19 protein-coding genes are annotated in these 20,010 nt (G+C 50.9%); 7 read left to right on the top strand and 12 right to left on the bottom strand.

Annotation, left to right across the window (positions count from 1 at the left end):
- Positions 1-131 precede the first annotated feature (131 nt).
- From ABDW72_RS01015 to ABDW72_RS01000, 4 genes are all read right to left on the bottom strand, one after another.
- Complete coding sequence (locus tag ABDW72_RS01015; RefSeq protein ID WP_347157067.1) at positions 132-1,436, bottom strand: NupC/NupG family nucleoside CNT transporter; 1,305 nt, start codon at positions 1,434-1,436, stop codon at positions 132-134.
- 100 nt (positions 1,437-1,536) lie between these two features.
- Positions 1,537-2,154, bottom strand: a complete 618-nt coding sequence (locus ABDW72_RS01010; RefSeq protein ID WP_347156572.1) for a bifunctional nuclease family protein — start codon at positions 2,152-2,154, stop codon at positions 1,537-1,539.
- 15 nt (positions 2,155-2,169) lie between these two features.
- Complete coding sequence (locus ABDW72_RS01005; RefSeq protein WP_347156571.1) at positions 2,170-3,150, bottom strand: electron transfer flavoprotein subunit alpha/FixB family protein; 981 nt, start codon at positions 3,148-3,150, stop codon at positions 2,170-2,172.
- 4 nt (positions 3,151-3,154) lie between these two features.
- Positions 3,155-3,895 carry an electron transfer flavoprotein subunit beta/FixA family protein gene (locus ABDW72_RS01000; RefSeq protein WP_347156570.1) on the bottom strand — a complete coding sequence of 247 codons (741 nt, stop codon included), beginning with the start codon at positions 3,893-3,895 and terminating at the stop codon, positions 3,155-3,157.
- Positions 3,896-3,960: 65 nt separating this feature from the next.
- On the opposite strand from ABDW72_RS01000, the gene ABDW72_RS00995 reads away from it, so the two are divergent.
- Positions 3,961-4,293: a tetratricopeptide repeat protein gene (locus ABDW72_RS00995; RefSeq protein ID WP_347156569.1), complete on the top strand. Its 333-nt coding sequence runs from the start codon at positions 3,961-3,963 to the stop codon at positions 4,291-4,293.
- A 245-nt stretch (positions 4,294-4,538) separates the two neighbouring features.
- On the opposite strand, the gene ABDW72_RS00990 is transcribed toward ABDW72_RS00995, so the two are convergent.
- The 5 genes from ABDW72_RS00990 to ABDW72_RS00970 all read right to left on the bottom strand — a co-directional run bounded on the left by ABDW72_RS00990 (position 4,539) and on the right by ABDW72_RS00970 (position 11,056).
- Positions 4,539-4,823 (bottom strand): antibiotic biosynthesis monooxygenase family protein, encoded by a 285-nt coding sequence (locus tag ABDW72_RS00990; protein WP_347156568.1) that lies wholly within the window; start codon positions 4,821-4,823, stop codon positions 4,539-4,541.
- A gap of 234 nt (positions 4,824-5,057) precedes the next feature.
- On the bottom strand, positions 5,058-5,363 hold the full coding sequence (locus ABDW72_RS00985; protein ID WP_347156567.1) for a rhodanese-like domain-containing protein: 306 nt from the start codon (positions 5,361-5,363) through the stop codon (positions 5,058-5,060).
- Positions 5,360-7,174, bottom strand: a complete 1,815-nt coding sequence (locus ABDW72_RS00980) for a T9SS type A sorting domain-containing protein (RefSeq protein ID WP_347156566.1) — start codon at positions 7,172-7,174, stop codon at positions 5,360-5,362. Before ABDW72_RS00980 ends, ABDW72_RS00985 begins: the two co-directional genes overlap by 4 nt.
- 211 nt (positions 7,175-7,385) lie before the next feature.
- On the bottom strand, positions 7,386-8,162 hold the full coding sequence (locus ABDW72_RS00975; protein ID WP_347156565.1) for a PASTA domain-containing protein: 777 nt from the start codon (positions 8,160-8,162) through the stop codon (positions 7,386-7,388).
- Positions 8,163-8,353: 191 nt separating this feature from the next.
- Positions 8,354-11,056: a D-alanine--D-alanine ligase family protein gene (locus tag ABDW72_RS00970; RefSeq protein ID WP_347156564.1), complete on the bottom strand. Its 2,703-nt coding sequence runs from the start codon at positions 11,054-11,056 to the stop codon at positions 8,354-8,356.
- Positions 11,057-11,947: 891 nt separating this feature from the next.
- Between ABDW72_RS00970 and ABDW72_RS00965 the strand changes: the two genes are divergently transcribed.
- Both ABDW72_RS00965 and msrB read left to right on the top strand, forming a co-directional pair.
- Positions 11,948-13,147, top strand: coding sequence for a phosphoglycerate kinase (locus ABDW72_RS00965; protein WP_347156563.1), 1,200 nt, complete (start codon positions 11,948-11,950; stop codon positions 13,145-13,147).
- A 550-nt stretch (positions 13,148-13,697) separates the two neighbouring features.
- Complete coding sequence (gene msrB / locus ABDW72_RS00960) at positions 13,698-14,255, top strand: peptide-methionine (R)-S-oxide reductase MsrB (RefSeq protein ID WP_347156562.1); 558 nt, start codon at positions 13,698-13,700, stop codon at positions 14,253-14,255.
- 83 nt (positions 14,256-14,338) lie between these two features.
- On the opposite strand, the gene ABDW72_RS00955 is transcribed toward msrB, so the two are convergent.
- On the bottom strand, positions 14,339-14,854 hold the full coding sequence (locus ABDW72_RS00955; RefSeq protein WP_347156561.1) for a DinB family protein: 516 nt from the start codon (positions 14,852-14,854) through the stop codon (positions 14,339-14,341).
- 132 nt (positions 14,855-14,986) lie between these two features.
- Here ABDW72_RS00955 and ABDW72_RS00950 point away from each other — a divergent pair, with 132 nt between their 5' ends.
- Complete coding sequence (locus tag ABDW72_RS00950) at positions 14,987-16,132, top strand: outer membrane beta-barrel protein (protein ID WP_347156560.1); 1,146 nt, start codon at positions 14,987-14,989, stop codon at positions 16,130-16,132.
- A gap of 84 nt (positions 16,133-16,216) precedes the next feature.
- Here the strand turns inward: ABDW72_RS00950 and ABDW72_RS00945 are convergent, their stop codons facing one another.
- Positions 16,217-17,161, bottom strand: a complete 945-nt coding sequence (locus ABDW72_RS00945; RefSeq protein ID WP_347156559.1) for an NADP-dependent oxidoreductase — start codon at positions 17,159-17,161, stop codon at positions 16,217-16,219.
- A 150-nt stretch (positions 17,162-17,311) separates the two neighbouring features.
- Between ABDW72_RS00945 and ABDW72_RS00940 the strand changes: the two genes are divergently transcribed.
- The gene (locus ABDW72_RS00940; RefSeq protein ID WP_347156558.1) at positions 17,312-17,530 is read left to right on the top strand and encodes a VF530 family protein; all 219 of its coding nucleotides are present in this window, start codon (positions 17,312-17,314) and stop codon (positions 17,528-17,530) included.
- A 206-nt stretch (positions 17,531-17,736) separates the two neighbouring features.
- Here the strand turns inward: ABDW72_RS00940 and ABDW72_RS00935 are convergent, their stop codons facing one another.
- Entirely contained in the window at positions 17,737-18,849 is a 1,113-nt protein-coding gene (locus ABDW72_RS00935; RefSeq protein ID WP_347156557.1) for a DUF3667 domain-containing protein, read from the bottom strand.
- A 279-nt stretch (positions 18,850-19,128) separates the two neighbouring features.
- Between ABDW72_RS00935 and ABDW72_RS00930 the strand changes: the two genes are divergently transcribed.
- Both ABDW72_RS00930 and ABDW72_RS00925 read left to right on the top strand, forming a co-directional pair.
- Complete coding sequence (locus tag ABDW72_RS00930; RefSeq protein ID WP_347156556.1) at positions 19,129-19,422, top strand: DUF1330 domain-containing protein; 294 nt, start codon at positions 19,129-19,131, stop codon at positions 19,420-19,422.
- A 106-nt stretch (positions 19,423-19,528) separates the two neighbouring features.
- Positions 19,529-20,008, top strand: a complete 480-nt coding sequence (locus ABDW72_RS00925) for a GNAT family N-acetyltransferase (protein ID WP_347156555.1) — start codon at positions 19,529-19,531, stop codon at positions 20,006-20,008.
- Positions 20,009-20,010: the final 2 nt, after the last annotated feature.

Here is a 20,010-nt window from a genome sequence, read left to right as displayed (position 1 = left end):
CTTCTTATACTTCTCTCATACTTATTCGGGAGACAAATTCATACTTGTCTGATAACCTTCTAAACAGCACGGCCTGCCACTAATCTTAGCGGCAGGCCGTGCTGTTTAAGTATACTTACAAATGTTATAGACTATAGAGTATAGAGCATCCCGGCTACAGTAGCCGTCATCATACAAGCCAGCGAAGCGCCAAGCAAGGCAATAAAGCCCAACTTAGAGAGGTTGCCCTGCTGGTTAGGTGCCATGCCGCCAATGCCGCCGATCTGGATAGCAATAGAGCTGAAGTTAGAGAAGCCGCACAACGCGTAAGTGGCCATCACAATAGATTTGGGGGACAACGTGCCTGCATTCTTCATCTGTGCCAGGTCCAGGTAAGCTACAAACTCGTTGATGGCCGTCTTCTGGCCAAGCAAGCTACCTACCTGCAACGTATCCTGCCACGGAACGCCCATGATAAAGGCAAATACCCGGAATATTTGTCCCAGGATGTACTGCAGCGAAAATCCGTCGAACTGACCACTGGTAGAAGATACAACCCAGCCGTTTAAGCCTGTCCAGGCGCCCAGCATGTCTGTCAGCATGTAGTTTACAAGGGCAATTACCGCAATAAAGGCCAACAGCATGCCTCCTACGTTTGCTGCAAGCCGCAAGCCATCGCCGGCACCACGCGATAAAGCATCGATCAGGTTTACGCCTAGCTGCTCGTTGTTTACTTCCAGTTCCGTGTTGATCTTCTCCGGCTCGGTTTCAGGTACCAGCATTTTAGCCAGCACAATACCAGCTGGTGCATTCATGATGGAGGCGGTGAGCAGGTGCGCGGCAAAGACCGCCTTCAATGCCGGATCGTTGCCGCCCAGGAAAGAAACGTAAGCGGCCAACACCCCTCCTGCCAGCGTCGCCATACCACCCGTCATCAAACACATGAGTTCTGACTGTGTCATACGAGGTATAAAAGGGCGCACCAGCAGCGGCGCTTCGGTCTGGCCCAGGAAGATGTTGCCTGCAGCAGACAAGCTCTCGGCCCCCGACAGGCGCATACCCTTCGACATAACCCAGGCGATGCCAAACACGATCTTCTGCAAAATACCCAGGTAGTATAAACCGGAGGAAACAGTAGAGAAGAAGATAATGGTGGGCAGCACCGAAAAGGCGAAAATATAACCCAGGCCAGCGTTATTGTCAGGTTTAGTCAGGTTGCCGAACAGGAACTCGGCCCCTGCCTGCGAAAAATCAAGGAAGGTAACAAAGCCCCGGCTCACGGCGGCAAAGCCATCAGCTACCAAAGGCACCTGGGTCACCAGTACTCCGAAAAAAACCTGCAGGAAGACCCCAAATCCTACAAGCTTCCAGTCGATAGCTTTTTTGTTTTTTGAGAAGAGAAAGGCAATAGCAAGTAAGGCTATCAAGCCTCCGAGCCCTCTGAGAATGTCGAACATGTTAGCGGCAAAATTTGCCAAAAGTAAACGGATTATCTCATAAAACAAAAAGTCCTGCACGTTTGGGTGCAGGACTTTGGTTGTTTACGTGGTGTTAGATTTAATTACGCTTATTTATCTCGTCCCGAATTTTGGCGGCACGTTCATAATCCTCTTTTTCCAGTGCTTCGTTGAGCATTTTATTCAGTTCATCGATCGGTGTCTGGCTCAGAGATTCTTTGGTTCCGGAGCTACCTGAAGATAAGGCAGAACTGCTGGAACTGCTGCTCTTCAGCGACACTTCTTCGTTCTCCTCTTCATCTTCCAGGTCGCTCAGAATGATGCCGGCCTCTGAGAGCACGCTCTCTACCGTGTAAATAGGCACCCCAAAGCGCAAGCCAATGGCGATGGCATCAGAAGGGCGCGCATCCAACTCAAAATCTTTGGTACCATTGGTGCACATGATCTTGGAGTAAAATACGCCCTCTTTTAGATCAGAGATCACAATCTCGGTTATACTTACATCCATCTGCTCTGCAAATGTTTTGAACAGGTCATGGGTAAGTGGCCGGTTGGGATTTATTTTTTCTATCTGAATAGCAATGGATTGCGCCTCAAACATACCGATGATGATCGGTAACCTTCTGTTTCCATCTCTCTCACCCAATACAAGTGCAAACGATCCCGTTTGGGACTGGCTGGAGGAGAGTCCGAGAATCTCTAGCTGAATTTTCTTCACAGTTTTCTTCTACGTCTATTTGTCTAAAGCTTTGGCAGCTTCTATTAATTTAGGAACTACTTCAAAAGCGTCGCCCACAATGCCATAATCTGCGGCTTTGAAGAACGGCGCTTCCGGATCCTTATTAATAACGACAATCACTTTAGAAGAGTTAACCCCTGCCAGGTGCTGAATGGCCCCGGAGATGCCAATAGCAATGTATAGATTCGGGCTGATTGTAATACCGGTCTGGCCTACGTGCTCATGATGGGGCCGCCAGTCCAGGTCCGACACAGGTTTGGAACAGGCAGTAGCTGCTCCCAGCGCTTTGGCCAGATCCTCTACCAGGTGCCAGTTTTCCGGTCCCTTCAGGCCTCTTCCTCCTGATACTACCACCTCCGCTTCGGGCAGCAGTACGCCGCCTTCTGTATCCTGCATCACCGTTTCTTTGGGTGCTGCGGCGAAGTCTGCATCGCTCAGATCGGCAGAGAAGTTCTCTACTGAAGCCGTAGCGCCGGCATTGCTGCTGAAGTCAATGGCGTTTTTCTTTACGGCGATGATCTTCACGTCTGCCGTGAGCGCTACGTCGGCAAAGGCCTTACCCGAGAAAACGCTGCGGGTAACCGTAAAAGCACCTCCCTCTGTTTTAGGCAGTGCCGTTACGTTGGTAGCCAGCGAGCCGTTCAGGCGCACGGCCAGCTTAGAGCCTACAGCCGCACCAATGTTGGTGTTAGAGAACACCAGCACCTTCGCGCTTTCTTTTTGCGCCGCCGCCGCAATCACTTTTACATATGCATCGGCCACAAACTGCTTCAGGCGAGCATCAGAATCAAACAACACCTTGCTGATGCCCTGCTCGCCCAGTTTGGTCAGGGCCGCCTCGTTCACGTCGCCAATAGCCACAGCCGTGGCGCTTGTGCCCAGGGTATTGGCTACCTGGCTGCCGTAAGATGCCGCCTCCAGCGATGATTTCTTGATCTCGCCGTTCAGTCCTTCTACAAATACTAATACAGACATATCGTTAAAGTACTTTAGCTTCGTTTCGTAATAATGTTATTAATTCTCCGGCATTTTCCGGGTCGATCATCTTTACGCCGCCCTTCTTTTCGGGCTTGGCATAGTTCACGTAATCCGATTTTGCCTCAGCGCCGGTTGGCTCCACTACTTTCAGGGGCTTGGTACGGGCTGTCATGATGCCGCGCATGTTGGGAATGCGGGGCTCTGCCATGGGCTGCTGTGCGCTGGCTACAAAAGGCAATGCCACCTCCACAATCTCTTTGCCACCCTCAATCTCACGCTCCAGGCGGGCAGTGGTATCATCTACCATGTCCAGCTTAAAGGCTGGCGTTACCGCCGGAATGCCCAGCAACTCGCCTACCATGTTGTGCACCTGAAAGCCGTTGTAGTCTATTGACTCCTTGCCCATCAGGATAATGTCATAGTTGTTTTCGCGAGCGACGGCAGCAATTTGCTGTGCTACAAAGAAAGCGTCTTTCGGCTGTGCGTTCACCCGGATGGCGTCATCGGCACCAATTGCCAGTGCTTTACGAATATTTGGCTCCGTATCGGCCTCACCTACGTTTAATACGGTTACGGAGCCTCCTTTAGCCTCTTTCAGCTCAATAGCTCTTGTTAACGCATACTCATCCCAGGGATTGATTACGTACTGTACGCCATTTTTATCAAATGCCGTGTTGTCAGCTGTAAAATTAATCTTGGACGTTGTATCCGGAACGTTACTGATGCAAACTAATATTTTCATGGTTAGAAATGTTAGCTTTTAAATTTAGATTTGTGCGAATTTAATTAAAATATAGCCAATTTGAAATGAACGGAACCAGATTAGAGCAACTCCTCCACTTTTTGGCAGAGGACCCTAACGACCCTTTCACGTTATACGCCATTGCCACTGAATACCGCTCCGCTGACCCGGAAAAGGCAATGGAATATTATGAGAAATTACTGGCAGACCATGAGACCTATGTCGGCACGTACTACCACGCTGCCAAACTATACGAAGTACTTGGCAAGGCTGAAGTAGCGGAGCGCACCTATAAGAAAGGAATGCAGATCAGCCGCCAGGAAGGCAACCTCCACGCTTTCTCAGAACTGCAGCAGGCGTACAACAAACTGATGGGCCTTGACTACGAGGATGATTAAACGCCCTCTACCAGCTTGTTCAAAAATAGTATGCATGCAGCATATTAGCAAGCGATATATGTATAAACCGCTGCGCAACACAATTTGTTGCGTTTATTCTGTAAAAGGCACCTGGCTATGCGCGGCACTGCTACCTCTAGCTATACAGCAGCGGATGCAAACGCTTTGCTGCTGATGAGGATATCAGCCATACTGCATGTGCAGGCATTTGGGCCTGCACATGCAGTATGGCGAGCCGACAGGCCTTAATTGCAGATATAATTGAAGTAGCTCACCCTGGTGCTCTTCGGCACTAATTTCAAGCCTTTGGGTATATCCTTATGCGACTCGTTCATATGGTGCTTGTACCAGGTTTTAAACAGTTCTTCGTTCTCCCAGTACGTCAGCAAGCAGATTACCTGTGGGTTATCATGTGCCGTCAGCACTTCCATCTTCACAAACCCAGGCGCATTGTCAACAAAATGCGGCCTGTTGATAAAAGCTTCTCTTACATCAGATGCCATGTCGTTGGCTATCTCAAAGGTACTCATCGCAATAAACATGCAGTAAATTCTTGCTTAACCGGCCCTGAGACGCCGAAGTATAAATGATCTTTCCCTAAAGCTACATACCCTCCCAGTATCATCGTATGCTTCTTTTTACTATTTCCGACACCAGCAACGAACTGTCGTTTTCTGCCACTTCGCAACAGAATAGAACATGCCCGCTGCAGGCAACTAAGCTACTGCAGATGCTCCGCGGCGGCGCTGTTTCTGCAGTCCGGATCAGCCATTATAGGCTAGTATACCGCCCAACAGGTTACGTACATTCGTAAAGCCCTGCTGCTGCAAGTATGCTTTGGCATTAGCCGAACGGCTGCCGGAGCGGCACTGTACCACTACTTCCTGGTCTTTCAGATCATCCAAATCGTCGAGCCGCTGCGGCAAGGTACCCAAGGGTATGTTACGGGAGCCTTCAATCCTGGATTCCTGGTATTCCCAGTCTTCCCGCACATCTATAATAACCGGCGCTTCGCCTTTGCTCATGCGCTCCTTTAATTCCTCTACCGTAATATCTGATGCTGCAATCATGGGTTTAGCAATATTAGTTTCTTAGTAACAATTGATTTCCTGGTTGTAATACGCAAGGTGTATAGTCCTGGTGGCAGACCGCCGAGTTGCAAAGGTGTTGCTGTATCTCTAAACGTGTGCTGATATACCTGCTTACCGGTTACATCATACAGAACCAAGTACTGGTATTCTCCGGTGATGTATACGTTATTAACAGCGGGGTTTGGGTAAACTTTTATTTTTGCGGCTTCCTGGTCTTCTTTTATACCCAGCACGTTGCCTGTCATAACTGGGCGCAGCATCAGAGCCCCTACGGTAACCGTATCCGGCTGCCAGTCTTTAGCCCCGGTAAAAAGCAGGCGCTGGCCGGTGGCATTCTCGTTCCGGTCGAATCCGACATTGACAAACAGGTTACCCGGCTGCGACCACCCGATGTAAAAGGTATCATACACTGCCACTTGCTTGTTCAACTCCACTTCGTAAAACTCATTCAGGGTGTCGCTGTACTGTATCTTAAAGTTTTGCTGGTAGAGCAGTTCTCCGGGTACCCCTTTGGCATCTTTCCATATTTTAAACGTGATACCGGCGTTAGAGAGGTCCTGGTTAACGTGCGGAAAGTAGATGCGGAAAGCCTGCACCTGGTCCGGCAGTTGCAGGGTATAGCGCTGGGCCACCTGCGTGTTGCCGGTACCTACAAAGCTAAAGCCCGCTTCGGCCGAGCCATCATCATAGGCGAAGTAATCGGCAAATACCGTTTTCCGTTGTGTGCTGTCGTTGGCCCGCTGCAGGGCATTGGTCTCTTTTGTGATCAGGTTGATGCCGTGCACGAGGGTGAAGGGGGCTGCCGGCAAGTTGAGGTTCTGCACGCGGGGCGTACCTGTTATAGCATATTGGCGGGCGTCACCCGGCACCAGGGCCTGCCCACGCAGAAACGTATCGGCCGTGGCGCTACCCAGCCGCTGCACATAGCCCCGCCAGCTGATGGCTCCCGGCAGACCGCCCAGGTTATTCACCGTTGCTGTTACTTCAGGGGCTAACTCGCTTTCAGGGTTCTGTAAAAACTGTTTGTATGGCATTGCCGTGTAGTGCTGCAACAGGCGGCTTATACCTTCGCTGATGGCAATGTCGCGGGTAGTATTCTGTCCCTTGCGCCGGTTGCGGTCCAACTCCACATAATCTATGTTCCATACATCAGCCAGGCCATTGCGAACGCCCACACTTCGGAATCTGAACTGAAAATTTTCATGAAAATAGCGGGCCTCTTTTAATCCGATAAACACCTGCCGGAAGTCTGACCTTTGCCCGATTCCGGGTTGCCGCCATACTTGCTGCCAGTTGCCTGAAGCATCTTTGAACTCCAGCTGCAGGTATACCAGGTTGCTGGCTGTTTTATCGGGTACATCGCCCAAGCCACCCGACTGCCAGTAAAAGCTCAGGTAAACCGAATCGGAAGGAGACAGATTGCCCAGTTGAATGGGTTGGGAGGTGAGGGTATCGGACGGACCTGCCGCTACTGAGCCAGGCGCATACGGCTGTCCCTTGGCATCCAGCCCGTCGAAGGAAGCAACATTTTTTGTGAGTGGCTCAAACGCATAGCGGCTGTTGATGTACACGCCTCCGTTCTGCTGCCAATGGGTTAGATCCGGGAGTACACCAGCATTAGCAAAATCATCAAAAAAAGGCAGCGATAGGGCCGCTAAAGTCTGTTTCCTCAGTTGGGTAGTATGTTGCGGCAGTTGGCGCACCTCCTGCTGCAACGGATGCAGCACCACTTGCCCCCTGGCCGCCACGCCACCGAGAAGCATTACAAGTATAAGCGCCAGCTTTTTCATACATTTATTTATGGCAGAATCGGCTCCTGCTGTTCCAGATGATCATTAAACTTGCCTGCTGCTTACAGCAACAACGTACAAACAGCTCTATGTTATTGCCTGCCGCTTCCCTGCAAACAACACGTCCTGAGTTTGTTATCGGCTGAGCTCCAATACGCGGAACGAAAGCGCCCGCCATCACTGGCAGGCGCTTTCTCTAATTTGCGGAGCATTACTCTATCCCTTGCACCGGCTCTTCGCCTGCTACCCACAAGTCTACCAGTTCGCCTACGCGTATTTTAGCGCCCACATCAGCAAAGGGCCGCTGCTTGATTACGGTGCCTTCCGGCTCCTGGCTGCCCGGCACATAAATAATGGTGCCAATCTGCAGCCCCTGCCCTACCAGCAGCACGGAGGCTTCATCCACAGGCATTCCCACTACTTTCGGTACTTCAAACTCTGTATTTCCCAGGCCATCGCCTACGTTTAAATCTACAACCGAGCCCTTCGGGATCATGTCGCCCGGTTTTATTTCCTTGCCATTTACAAACTGCTTCAGCACTGCATTCTGCTGCAGGTCTGGCACGTAAGTGATCTTTCCCTTCTTCAGGTCATAGCTTTTCAGGATCAGTTCCGCGTTGCGCACCGAACCATCAATCAGCTTCGGCATTTTGATCATCGGCGGGTTTTTCATGTTCACGCTGATGTAGATCTTCCTGTCCTCTTTCACCTTGGCACCGGGTGCCGGGTCCTGCGTCAGGATCTCAAACGGCTTTCTGCTCACCTCGTAGCTGGAGTCGTTGATATAGTAGCGAAGGTTCTGCTCGTCCAGCAGCGCTTCGGCATCCTGCAGCTGCATGCCTGAAATTTTAGGCACCGAAATGCTCTCGCCATGATTGGTGGTAGCAGGCAGGTACAGGTAAAAGAACCCGAAGATGAGGGCTGTTACCAGCACTGCCATGATCAGCAGGTGTTTGATAACATCTAAAAATGATCTTGCTCTGAACATTATTTACTTGTTGATTCCTTGATGCTTACTTGTTGGATGATTGAATTGTTAAAATGATAAATGGTTGCGAAGCGCTAGAATAAGAGCTTTTGCTTCATCTCCCTTAATTTATACTTCAGGTATGCGCTAAGACACCTCTAATTCTCTAATATTGATTTAACAATGTAACCATCAAACCATTTAACAATAAACTACTCCATATTTTTCATGCGGGTACGCTCAATACCGTACTGCAGAATACGGTCGATGAACTGGTACGGCTTGTACCCGTTGATGGCCGTCTGGTGAAATATGCAGGTGGCCGGTGTCATGCCAGGCAGCGAGTTCACTTCGATAATGATCGTCTCCACCTCATTGTTTTCAAACACCCGCACAAAAGCATCGATGCGCGCGTAGCCCTCGATGTTGAGGATCTGCGCTACCCGCTTCAGGTCTTCCTTTACCTTATCTGATATCTTCTGCCGGCGCTCCGGATCTACAGCATAGCGGGCCGGTGTGATGTTCTGCCCCTCGCCTGCCAGAAACTTCTCTTCCAGCGACAGTACCTCTCCTTCCGCCAACGCCTCAGACGCTTCAAACACTTCGTAATCTACATTGCCATCCGGTCCATACTTGGTCAGCAAGCCGCCGGTGATCTCCAGGAAGTGTTTCGCGCCGTCCCGCGAGATCAGCGTTTCCACCAGAAAACCTGCTTTGTTCGGGAACTCCTCTTTAAAGCCCAGCGATAGCGTGCGGGCACAGGCGGTGTCCAGCTCCTCTATTTCACGGAACATCAGCGTACTAAATGCCTCCAGTTCCGCCCGGTTCTTGATCTTCTTCACCGCCGAACTGCAGCCATCATCGGCTGGCTTGGCGATAAAGGGATACGGAAAATCAGCCTCTACTTTCTGGTAGAAACCTTCTTTGTCCTGCAGCCAGTCTTCCTTCAGGGCCATGGCATGCTTGGCCACCGGCACCCCGTGTGTGGCTAATATTTCGTTGGTTTCATACTTGTTAATGGTGATCTGCGAGGAGCGGATACCGGAGCCGTTGTACGGAATATGCAGTTTCTCCAGCTCGGCCTGCATCGCGCCATCTTCGCCCGGGCGGCCATGCAGCGCAATGAACACGGCATCCACCAGGTTCTTCAGTTGGGCGTAGGTGATGCGTTGCGGTTCCTGCAGCGGGTGGCCCGTATACTTGCGGGTGATGCTTTCGGCCTCCTGCATGATCTGTGCCAGCACCGGGTGCGGTTTCCCGCCCTGCTCAAAATGCTGTATCTTTTCTTTGATATCGTCGGCGTTGTCCTTCAGCATGATGTTCACCGGAATGGTGTACAGGCGATGCGCCTCGTTGCTGCCCGTCAGGAAAATGGGTAGCGGCTCATACTTCACCGACGACGACAGCTTCTCATAGATGTTACGGCCACTCTCCACCGAAATGTGGCGCTCAGAGGAATAGCCGCCCATGATCACCCCCACCCGGATCTTATCGTGGCGGTGCGTCTGCTCGTCTTTGATGGCTTTATCCAGTTGCTGCAGCAGGCGCGTGAGCTTCACCGTGTCCTTACCCGACTTCAGGCGCTCCGCCACCGACGTGCGGATGATGTAGGTCAGGAACTGTGAAGGGTTAAGTCCAATCTCTGCGGCCTGGTGGAAGAAAAACGACGAAGGCAGCATGCCGGAAGTCGTGTTCGGGTCGTTTAAAAATATGTCTCCGCTCTCCGTAATAAAGCCATCGAGGCGCGCATATACGTTAAACCCAAAAGCCTTGAACAGCTTGCTTGTCGCTTGACGGATCTCCTGTATCTGCTCAGTGGGCAGGTTAATCGGCGTGATCTTGCGGCTCAGGCCTGGCAGGTACTTGGAACGGTAATCGAACACCTCACTGCCTTTCACAATCTCAGTCGGCGGCAGCGCCAGGGCATTGCCGTTTTCCTCCTGCACCACAATGCACGAGAACTCCTTGCCTTGTATAAACGCCTCGACCACTACCTGCTGCTCGTGCTCTATATTGGTCAGGGTGATGCTGTCTGTTGCGGATTGGTTGAATGTCTGGTTGATGTGACGCAGCAGCTCTTCGGGGTGATATACGATGGTGCCGTCGGGTAGCAGGACCGGCATGCCAATGCCTTCGCGGATGTCCACGAGTTGCTTCATGCTGGTCACCTGCTTTTCCTCACTAAGTGCCAGCCATTGGCTCTTGTAAATAGTTTTGGTGAAAAAGCTACGTTCTACCCCTGTCTCAAAAGCGGCAAAGTTATCCTCTTTGATGATAGACACGCCAATGGAAGAACCCTGGTGCGGCGCCTTTAACACCAGCGGCAGCCCCAGGTCAGCTACAAGTTGCCGGAATATTGCTTCGCGCTGCTCCCTATCCGACCAATCGTTATACTGTATCAGCCGGTAATCAGGGGTTGGGAAGCCATTCTGCCGGAGCATCTCCTTTTGTGCCGCTTTATCGATGCCGATGGCCGACGGCAGTATGCCCGAGCCGGAGTATGGGATGTGGTACCACTCCAGCAGGCCCTGAATGCTGCCATCCTCGCCGTAAGGCCCATGTAGCGCCAGAAACGCAAAGTCGAAGTGCTTCTGAAACTCGTTTGGCTGCAGGCGCTTACCCGCCTTTGCAATGATCTCGTCCTGCTCGGCTATACTCAGCGCGCCCAGCGATTCCATGTAGATCTGCAGGCCATGTTCCGTTTCCGGCAAGGCTGCCACTGGCGGGTAAAAGTCCCGGATCGTGCCTTTGTAAATATACTGCCAGTCCAGAAGTATGAAGTTGCCCAGGCTGTCCACAAACACGGGAACAGCCTCGAACAGTGCCTTGTCTAAGTTATCGTAAACCGTACGGCCACCTGCAAAAGAGATCTCACGCTCCCGGGATGGTCCACCGAAAATTATTCCTACTTTCATCTATGCAAAGGTAATAAACAGCGGGATAAAGTGAAGCGTTAAAAGTTTAGTTTGCAAGCAGCAGGGTTTGTAGGATGTTTCGCTGTTTTGCTTGTCTTGAGTTCAGGATGATTTCTGCTGTTGCCTTTAGCTGCAGTCATGGCAGTTCCTCACTTGCTGTGTTTACCGGTTGCTGCCACTTCCAAGTCTTTGCTCATACTTCAGTTCATACTTGGTAGATGAGGTTTATACTTTATCTGGCAAGCTATACTTGTTAGCCGTAGTTTATACTTTATCAGGCAGGCTATACGTACTAGTAGCTGTTTGATGCGCAGTTTTATACTGTCCTGTTGCATCTTTGGCTTTGGTGCGCTCTAAGCCCGCGAGGGCACGTCCTGGGGGTGCAGGGGCCCCCGACAAGGGCATCGCGCTGCTTTCGTTTCCTGCCCTCGTGCCTCGGGCTGCCTCGCTAAAAAGCTCGGCACCGGAAACTCTCGAGGCGCTCAACCCAAGGACTGGAATCCATTCTCATAGCTTAAGCTTATACTTGTGCTGAAGTATAAACTATTACAAGGAAGGTGTTCCTGATTAGCTAGAACTACAACGCACTTGCTCCAGCCAAAGCAGCTACAGAACTCCCCTCCTTGGATAAGCGAGAACGCGAGTTCGAAGCTTGCGAGCGTAGCTCTGAGGAGCAGGGGTGGTTGGACCCGGCACAACAACGCTTATACTCCTTTTTAAACCAACAGCGACTTTCCCCATGCCTAAGCAAAAACACAAGGGTGCCCAACGTGCAGCTTGTTTTCGGGGTTATACCTGTTTCACTATATTTGCTTATACTTGCGAAACAGCAACAAAATCTCACGAATCACGAAAAACGAATATCTATACCTGAAACTATAACCATATCAGATGAGAACCATAGACGAGTATAACTTTGCCGGCAAAAGAGCTTTGGTGCGCGTGGACTTCAACGTTCCCCTCGACGAGCACCACCATATTACGGATGATACCCGGATCAGGGCTGCCGTACCTACTATCCGTAAAATTTTAGAAGATGGCGGCGCTGTCATTCTGATGTCGCACCTGGGCCGCCCTAAAAACGGACCGGAAGAGAAGTATTCGCTCGTGCACCTGGTTGATCATCTGTCGCGGGAGTTTGGCACCACTGTAGGCTTTGCCAGCGACTGCACCGGTCCGGAAGCCGCCATGCTGGCCCGCGATCTGAAACCCGGTGAGATCTTGCTGCTGGAAAACCTACGCTTCCACAAGGAAGAGGAAAAAGGCGATGCAGAATTTGCCCGACAGTTAGCCAACCTGGGCGATGTGTACGTGAACGATGCGTTCGGCACTGCCCACCGCGAACATGCCTCTACGGCAGTAATTGCGCGTTATTTCCCGAAAGACAAAGTAGTGGGGTACGTGATGCAGGCAGAACTGGAAAACGCCCGGCGCGTGATCGAGCACGCTGAGCGCCCCTACACGGCGATCATGGGGGGCGCAAAGATATCTGACAAGATCCTGATCATCGAAAAACTAATGGATAAGGTAGATAACCTGCTAATTGGCGGGGGTATGTCTTATACCTTTGTGAAGGCGGATGGCGGTAATGTGGGGTCCTCGCTGCTCGAAGAAGACAAAGTAGACCTGGCAGCACGCCTGATTGCCATGGCCCGCGAAAAAGGGGTAAACCTGATGATCCCCGTCGACTCGGTGGTAGCCGATGAGTTCAGTAACGACGCCAATGTAGACGTAAAGTTGAGCCACCACATTCCCCCGCTGTGGATGGGCCTGGACATCGGTCCCGATGCTCGCGAACTATACGCCGATGTGATCCGCAACTCTAAAACTATCCTCTGGAACGGCCCAATGGGCGTGTTTGAAATGTCTAATTTCTCTGTAGGCACAGAAGCTGTTGCCGATGCCGTAGTAGACGCAACCCGCCGCGGTGCTTACTCGCTCATTGGCGGCGGTGATTCTGCGGCGGCTGTAAACCAGTTGGGTTATGCCGACCGTGTGTCCTACGTCTCCACGGGCGGCGGCGCACTGCTGGAGTATATGGAAGGCAAAACACTGCCCGGTGTAGCCGCCATCGAACGCGACGATTACTAAGACGCTATCTTAAAACAAAAACGCCCCTGCTCTCCCTCGAAAGCAGGGGCGTTTTTGTTTTAAGATAGCGTTATTTATACTTGCAGTTGTTGCTTTCTCCTGGTTTTGGTATGGAATGCTATATTGATGCTTGAAGCGATACCATTCATACTCCGGCAAGCGCCTCTGAAGAAGCAAAATTTTCTTCGCACGTAGCGCTAAGCGTCGTAAGTTTAGTATTTTAGGTAGTTGGCAGCCCTAAAAAGTATAGAATCTACGAAGAAGTATCAAAAAGAAAGCCGGACTTTGGATCACATACAGCATTTATTCTCAAGAAGCAGGTAGAAGGTATCAGCTCCCATTTAAGGAATCAGATAGGGCTTTTGGCACGGACATCAAGAGCATCTCAAAGGAATGCTTTTCATGATTTACCCAGAGTTTGAAGATTCTAATGGGGAGCATCAAACTGCTGCCTTACATTCCCGCACAGTTTTTGCAATCTAACCTCAAGGCAGGCAATCCAGCTCTGCTGCTACATCGTTTGTTACACAGAAAGCTTTTCCAAAACACTATGACACGATACCTGCTATTCATACTTACCCTGTCCAGCTTCTCACTACTGAGCTGCCAGAGCCAGGGACAACCTACTGCTAAAAAGCCAAGCAGCCAGACCACGACGCAAGCTGATCACCCGAATAACCCTTACTACTCCCGCACGGATACCACCAAGCTGCACCTGTCGGATGCTGTCTGGAAAAAGGTGCTGCCGGAAGAGGTGTATGAGGTGACCCGGCATGCCGAGACGGAGCGCGCCTTTACCGGCAAGTACTGGAACTCCACCGGCATTGGCACCTACTACTGTGCGGCCTGCGGCAATGCCCTGTTCAAGTCCGATGCCAAGTTTGCGAGTGAGTGCGGCTGGCCTAGTTTCTATGAGCCCATCCGTAAAAACAGCGTTGTGTATAAAGAAGACAGATCGTACGGCATGGAGCGCACGGAGGTACTGTGCGGCCGTTGTGGCGGACACCTCGGCCATATTTTTGATGATGGCCCGAAACCAACCGGCAAGCGTTTCTGCATGAATTCCATCGCGCTGGATTTTGAGCCAGGCAAGCCACTGGGCTTCTGAGTCTCCTTCAATCTTATAAAAAAGGCAGCTTTCTGATCGGAAGCTGCCTTTTTTATACTCCCGTTATACTTAGCCGCGTCGGACTAGCTTGCCTGCAGCACCCGCACCGTTACGTGCAATTGGCCCACGTGGCGCATGGTGTGTTCGGCGGCATGCACCAGCAAGCCAACCACCGTTGATGGGGTTTGCGCGCGTCCTACCCCGCGCGGGTCTGTCAGGATCTGCGGATCGGTTTGGCGCAGTTGCTCCAGCGCCTGGTCTACCTGGCGCGCAAAAGCCTCCACTAATACCGGTACACTTCCTCCTGTTTCCGGCGGTTTTCCTTCAGCGGCTAGTGCGCTCAATTGCGCGGGCGTTAGTTGTTCGCCCCGCGCATAGGTAAAGAGCCGTTCCAGCACGCCGGTTAGGTGTTGCAGATGAAAACCTGCTGAGGCCACCCCAGCCGGCCGTTGCCACAGCTTGTCTTCCGGAAAAGCAGCCATCAAACTTCTTACCTCTTCCCTGGCCTGCAGCAGGGCGTGTGCCATCGGCTGTAGCAAAGGCGGCATGTCCGGCAGCGGCCCACGCAGCCATACTTCTAGCGCTGGTTTAGTCTCCATATCCGAATAGATTATTCACTTATATTACTTTATAACAATATCCTTATATTTACCCACAAAAAGGCACCCTCGGTGTTAGTAGTATACCGGAAGCCCTACATCCTGTTGCTTAACCTCTATTAAATGCCATACATGAAAATGAACTTTACGATTGTCCTTGCTGTGAGCAGCCTGTTGCTTTTCGCAACCCGCCATACCCAGGCACAGACCAGAGAGCCTTCTTACTACGTAACATTGCAAGGTGACACGGTGCAAGCAGTTATTTTGCGAGGAAGTGACAAAAAGAACACCCACCGCTTTTACTACAATAATGCCCAGCAGGGGCAAGTGCAGCAAGAGCTAAGGCCTGAGGATGTAAACGTGGTAGTTTACGGCAACGAACGCTTTGTCGCTGCTTCCCTGCCAAATGCAGCTTCGGGAGAAAAGGTGTTTCTGAAGCAGCTGATTGAGAGCAACGTGAGTCTCTATAAAATGACGGATAAAGATGGTAAAGCACACTTCCTGTTTCAGAAAGCGGAAGGCGAACTGCAGCCCCTGCAGCAGCAAACGTATAGTGGCCGCCTCAAAGTCAGTCTCCCCGATTGCCCTTCCATTAAATTCGACGATTCTAACTTTATGCGGCAGTACAGCTACGGTGCCAGGGGGCTATCGCAGTTTTTTATTGCTTACAACACCTGCGCCACCCCTGATGCCCCTGTTGTGGAGCACCGCAACAAAACGCAGTTTTACTTTACCAAAGGGATAGAAGCAGGTATGGCAAGCAGCACCGTGGAGCTAAACAACGTGGTGGCCAAACCTGACAACTACGGCACGTACATCAACCCTAATGCTGGTGTGTTCGGAGAGCTTCACGTGGGCCTGCACCTATCTTCCATTCTCGGGTTCCAGTACCACAGCTACAAGGGAGAGCTTCTTTCGCCGGATGCATTTTATCCGGATGAAATTCATATCGCCATGAAGTATGTCCGGGTGCCGCTCCTGTTCAAGTATACCACCACCGGAAAGATCAAGTTCTTTGCAAATGCCGGTCCGCATGCTGACCGGCGAATTTCACAGAGCGGCAACCGGAAGTATAGCAACATCGAATTTGGCTACTCGCCTGATGTGAACAAACTGGCTGCAGGCTGGAGCGGTGGCCTGGGCATGGCGCTCTCGCCATTTGCAAACAAAAGCGAGCTGAAGCTGGAAGGGCGTTACAATCACACCACGCTGTATACCGGTGTAAACGCCTGCGGTACCCTAATCTCGAGCCAGCTGTTGGCCAGCATCAGCTTTTAAGCACTAAGGCAACGCAGCATTCGCTGCAGCGTGATCAGATAACAAAGCTGCCGCCGTAAGTGTTGACGGCGGCAGCTTTGTGTTTTAATCCACCGTAACCACTACTTTGCCCTGGGTCTTGTGCGTTTCTACCTGTTCGTGGGCGCTGGCCATATCCTTAAAATCAAATACATGCGACACGTGAGACCGGAGGTGCCCCTGCCGCATCAGATCAGCTAGTTGGCTCTGGTCTTCACCGCTGGAATGTACCAGGTAATTGCTGGCCTCCACTCCCTTTGCTTTTGCCGCTGCCTGCACCTGCTCTTTGGCGCCACCAAGTATGGATATCACTTTACCGCCCGGTCGCAGCGTCTGAAGCGACTGCCGCGTGTTTTCCTCTCCCAGCGAGTCCAGCACAATGTCTACGTTCTGCAGCACGTCTTCCACGTTATACTTGTGGTAATCGATCTGCTCATCGGCACCCAGGGTTTTCAGGAACTCATGGTTTTCTTCAGAGGCAGTACCGATTACAATGGCATTAAAATACCGGGCGATCTGGACAGCAAAATGGCCTACCCCGCCTGCCGCCGCATGTATGAGCACACGCTGCCCAGCTTTTATACCCGCTTGATGCACCAGTACCTGCCAGGCGGTCAGCGCAGCCAAAGTAGCCGCTGCAGCTTCGTGGTGCGTTATGTTGGCAGGTTTGTGCGCCAGGTGCGCTTCCGGGGCTGCTACATACTGGGCATACGCCTTGCCATGCCCCGGAAAATTAACCATCCCGAACACCTCATCTCCCACTTTAAAATATTCCACCTCATCGCCTACCGCCTCTACCACGCCCGAAATATCCCAGCCAAGTATGATTGGGTCCTCATCTTTCAACGAAGTATAAAGGGCTTTTCCCTCACGCACTTTCGTGTCTACCGGGTTTACACTAACGGCTCTTACCCGTACCAGCACCTCCTTTTTCTGTGGCGATGGCTTCTCTATTTCTTTCAGCTGCAGGTTGTCCGGTGCGCCCGGCTCAGTCAGAACAATTGCTTTCATTTTATCTTGGTTGGATGTTGGTCTTCTGTATATTTTATTCAACTTCAGCCAGCGCAAAAGGTTTTAGCCCTAGTCATGTAACAGCCTCCAGCAGAACCTGCGCCTGGGTGGCGTGCGTATTATCAGCAGGATTTGCTAGTTTTGCAGCTCATGGAAGATCAGAAGAACAACCCCCTGCATGGTAAAACGCTCCAGATGATACTGGAGTACCTCGTCGATTTTTATGGCTGGGAACACCTGGGCTACAAAATAAATATCAACTGTTTTAATAATGATCCAAGTATAAAATCGAGCCTCTCGTTTTTGCGCAAAACGCCTTGGGCACGCCAGAAAGTGGAAGAACTGTACCTGAAAACCGTCCGCCGCTAGTATAGTATACGCTTATCTATTTAGCTAAAAACCTGGAAAAAGACTTCTGCCAGCCACAGGATAGTAGTCACTGGAGCGACATCCCCGCTCGCGCCAAATCAGATATAGCTATACTTGATTACGCCGGTCATTGTACGGGCGCAGACTACAATCCCTAAGCTAGTATTGTGGATATATAATTTTGTAACTTACTGTATATTAGACAATTAAACTAACATAAAGGTAGCGAACACCAACACGAGAACACTGACACACAGCACAAAGGAATAAGCCAGCGAAAGGGCAATGAATTTAAAGATGGTTCTGCGCCGCGAGTTCTGATATACCACCCGAATAGAGCGATAAATGTACCACAGGATAACAAAGAAGCCGAACGTCTGCAGGTAATCCTCCAACGACGGAAAGATCATCGCAAACACGATCAGGATAGAGCCGAACAGGAAGATGAACGCATGGATATGAATAGAGTAAACCAGGTGCTCAATGTAATATTTCTTCGATCGCGGAAAGGCCACCATCATGATCAGCGCAAAAAGCGGCAGCAGGATAAACATCACTTTCGGGACGTTGTGCACCAGTGTTTCCTTAAAGGCCGCTGCAGCTTCTTTGTCGTTAAAAATCTTCAGCAGCTTTCTATTAATATAGTGCACTAACATGTTGTCGCGCGACTTCGCGGGTAAAGCCTGCTGCCTTGCCTCGTATTTTTCTACAGACGTAAGTTCAAAGCCGAAGAATTCACCAACTTGCTTGTCGGCCTCTTTCTTTAGCACCACAGCATCAGCCTCATTTCCATCCAGACCAGCAAAGCGGCTCGAGTCTAATGATTTGTCAATGATGTTAGTCGTTAGATTGGCGACGCCCGAGTTAGCAACAGCTGCGGGCATTTTCTGCTTCGCCTGCGCCATACTTTCTCTTGCCCGGGCTAGCTGCTCCTTTTCTTTCTGCAGGTCCGCCTTGCTTAGTTCCTGTACCTGTTCTGTATCGGCCTCTTCGTTCTTATCACCGCTATTGATATCGCTTAAAAAAAGGAAAAAGAACGTAACGCTGATAAAAAGATACATGCTTACCGGGTGCAGGTGCGAGGCCCGCTTACCGGCAAAATACTCTTTCGTCAGGTAACCAGGCTTTGTGAGTAGTGGAATAATGCTGTTAAAAAATTTGGAGTCGAAGTGGAAGTAGTGGCCTATGCCATGAGCAGCCAGGTGCCAGAAGCTATCGTGCAGTTCAAGGTTCTCCTGGCCACAGTTCGAACAGTAATTCCCGGAAATGGAAGCGCCACAGTTCAGGCAGTTGTTCTCAGAACGATAATGTTTTTTCATAGTTGTAATCAAATACCGGATCTTGCCTTCTGAAAGTACTTTCTTGAAAATAAAACCACATACACCACTGTGTGCCTTATAAAGTTAAAATTTAAATAAAAATGAATCAATACAAAAGCAACAGCATCATAAAAAGTCGCTTCAGCAGCAGCTGCCTTTTTGCAGGCACTTTTGATTGCTGCGGAGTTTTTCGATATTCGTACTTTGTCCAGCTAAGATAATTCAGCTGCATTATATATATACAAATAAACAAATATAAATCTTTATCAAAGTTCGCTTATGCCGGCTTACATACTTGTGGATATCCATGTGACAGACCCTGCCACGTACGAAGACTATAAAAAGTTAACGCCCCCCTCGCTGGTGGCCTACCAGGGCAGATTTATTGTGCGTGGCGGCCAAACCGAACCGCTGGAAGGCGATTGGCAACCCAGCCGCCTGGTAGTGCTGGAGTTCCCGACCGTAGAACTGGCAAAGGCCTGGTGGAACTCACCGGAGTATGCCCCGGCCAAAGCCATGCGGCAGCAGGCGGCTACTACAAACATGCTGCTGGTGGAGGGCTATCCCGGTTAGAACAAGTAGAAGCTTTCCTCCTCACGCCTACCCTGCGTTGCTGTTATCCAGAGTATCTTTCTGCAACTGTCCGCGTTAGCACAGCTGTAGAATAGACCAATTTGCCATGATACGCGTAGCGGAGCCAGATGACCTGGAAGATGTTTTTGACCTATGGCGCGAGCTGCTGGACTACCACCAGCCACTGCACCGGGTATTTGCCTACAAGCCGGACCAAACGCAGGCGTTGAAGGCTGAACTGCTGTACAGGCTCAAAGACAGGGATACCCGCGTTTTTGCTTTTGTGCAGGAGGACGAATGGCAGGGTTTGCTGGTGGCAAGTATACGCAAGGCAGCACCCGGGTTTAAACTCGCCCACAAAGGATACATTGCTGAAACAGTGGTGCGGGAGAAATACAGGGGCACCGGCGTTGGCAAGGAGCTGTTTGAGGCGGCCAAAAAATGGCTGACCGACTGTGGTGCTGATCACCTGGAACTGCAAGTATCTATCAGGAACACATCGGGCATCCGGTTCTGGGAGGCGCAGGGCTTCACCATCTCCACGCAACACATGGTGCTGGAGCTGCCTCCTGCGCGTAAAAAGTAGCA

The sequence above is a fragment of the Pontibacter chitinilyticus genome (assembly GCF_039748935.1).
Classification (GTDB): Bacteria; Bacteroidota; Bacteroidia; order Cytophagales; family Hymenobacteraceae; genus Pontibacter; species Pontibacter chitinilyticus.
The sequence above is the reverse complement of the archived record's forward strand: the minus strand, read 5'-3'. Positions and strand labels throughout refer to the sequence as shown.